Origin of the sequence: Actinomadura sp. KC06 (genome assembly GCF_004348735.1) — a bacterium.
Taxonomy (GTDB): Bacteria; Actinomycetota; Actinomycetes; order Streptosporangiales; family Streptosporangiaceae; genus Spirillospora.
The window spans coordinates 1-2,119 of the sequence record NZ_SMKT01000364.1 but is presented as its reverse complement, the minus strand read 5'-3'; the positions used below and the strand labels follow the sequence as shown (position 1 = coordinate 2,119).

Sequence of the window (2,119 nt, the reverse complement as noted above, 5' to 3'; positions counted from 1 at the left end):
CCCCCACGACATCCAGATGACCGTAGAGGTAGTTGGGGGCCTCTACGGTCATCTGGATGTCGTGGGGGTGGCTTTCGCGGAGGCCGGCGGTGCTGATGCGCATGAGCTGGCCGCGTTCCTGCAGTTCGGGGATCGTGCGGGTTCCGGCGTACCACATCGACTGGTGGAGGCCGCCTACGAGCTGGTGCGCGACGTTGGCGAGCGGGCCGCGGTAGGGGACCTGGCCTTCGACGCCCTCGGGGATCAGCTTCTCCTCGGCGCTGACGTCGGCCTGCGCGTAGCGGTCCTTGGAGAAGGAGCCGCCGCGCTCCCGGTTGCGCATGGCGCCGAGCGAACCCATGCCGCGGTACGACTTGTACTGCTTGCCGTGGACGAAGATCAGCTCGCCGGGGGACTCCTCGACGCCCGCGAGGAGGGAGCCGAGCATGACCGTGTCGGCGCCCGCCACGATCGCCTTCGCGATGTCGCCGGAGTACTGGAGGCCGCCGTCGCCTATCACCGGGACACCGGCCTCGCGGGCGGCGCGGGCCGCCTCGGAGATCGCGGTGAGTTGCGGGACCCCGACGCCCGCGACGATCCGGGTGGTACAGATGGAACCCGGTCCGACGCCGACCTTGACCGCGTCCGCGCCCGCTTCCACCAGGACCTTCGCGCCCGCGTAGGTGGCGATGTTGCCACCGACGACCTCGACGCCCGCGTTCGATTTGATCGTGGCGATCGTGTCGGCGACGCCCTTGGAGTGGCCGTGCGCCGTGTCCACGATGATCACGTCGGTGCCGGCGTCGATGAGGGCCTGCGCGCGGCGGATCGCGTCCTCGCCGACGCCGACGGCCGCGGCGACGAGGAGCCGTCCGTCGGCGTCCTTGGTGGAGTCTGGGTACTGCTCGCTCTTGGTGAAGTCCTTGGTGGTGATCAGGCCCTTGAGGCGGCCGTCGGCGTCCACCAGCGGGAGCTTCTCCACCTTGTTGCCGGCCAGCAGCCGGAACGCCTCGTCGCGCGTCACGTCCACCGGCGCCGTGACCAGCGGCATCGGCGTCATGACCTCGCGCACCGGACGGGACGGGTCGGACTCGAAACGCATGTCCCGGTTCGTCACAATGCCGACCAGGACGCCCCGAACGTCGGTCACCGGCACGCCCGAGATCCGATAGCGGGCGCAAAGTTCCTCGACGTCGGCGAGCGTCGCGTCCAGTAGGCACGTCACAGGGTTGGTGATCATCCCGGCCTCGGAGCGCTTGACCCGGTCGGCCTGCTCCGCCTGCTCCTCGATCGACATGTTCCGGTGCAGGACGCCGATGCCGCCCTGCCGCGCCATCGCGACCGCCGTGCGGGCCTCGGTCACCGTGTCCATCGCCGCGGACACCAGCGGGATGCGCAGCGAGATCCTGCGGGTCAGCCGGGTCGTGGTGTCGGCCTCGCCGGGCTGCAGGTCGGAGTAGCCCGGCAGCAGGAGCACGTCGTCGAAGGTCAGGCCCTGCGGGAGGAACTTCTCGGGCTCGGCGGGGTTCATGACTACCTTCCCGTAAGTGGTGGCGGTATCGGGCCAGGTCACGGCGACCCTGTACCCATGGTAGGGCGTGAACCCGCGGCCGGACGGGCTTTGCCGACGGCGGCCACGTGGCCTTGATGACATCACGCAACAAGGCCGACGGCCCTGTACATTCCCGCTGGCGCGCACGCCCCGTGATTGTTCACGCACAGAGAAGACAGGGGGGTGCACCGCGTCGGGCGCGTAGCAGTAGCGTGGGTGTGTGCACGACGATGCTCCGCTCGACCCGTTCGCCGGGGACCCGGAGGACCCGGCGGCGGCGCTCGGCGACCCGGGCGACGACACCGCTCCGCTCAGTGTGACGGAGCGGGAGGACGTGCTGGCCGACCTCGCCGACCTTGAGGTCTTCAGAGCCCTGCTGGAACCGCTCGGCGTGCGCGGGCTCACCGTCGACTGCGGCGACTGCGGCAAGCTCCACTACATCGACTGGGAGCTCCTGCACGGCAACCTGCGCCACCTGCTCGACGAGGGCCTGCGGGAGGAACTTCTCGGGCTCGGCGGGGTTCATGACTACCTTCCCGTAAGTGGTGGCGGTATCGGGCCAGGTCACGGCGACCCTGTACCCTGTCT

The 2,119-nt window shown here is 69.8% G+C and carries 2 protein-coding genes; one reads left to right on the top strand and one right to left on the bottom strand.

All coding sequences use genetic code 11. The features are described from left to right. Window positions 1-1,510, bottom strand: a 1,510-nt coding sequence (gene guaB / locus E1287_RS43030; RefSeq protein WP_131971882.1) for an IMP dehydrogenase, incomplete at its 3' end; no start/stop codon positions are given. A gap of 241 nt (window positions 1,511-1,751) precedes the next feature. Here guaB and E1287_RS43025 point away from each other — a divergent pair. Continuing rightward, window positions 1,752-2,119 (top strand): DUF5319 family protein (locus tag E1287_RS43025; RefSeq protein ID WP_243719843.1); only part of this gene is annotated, 368 nt, incomplete at its 3' end.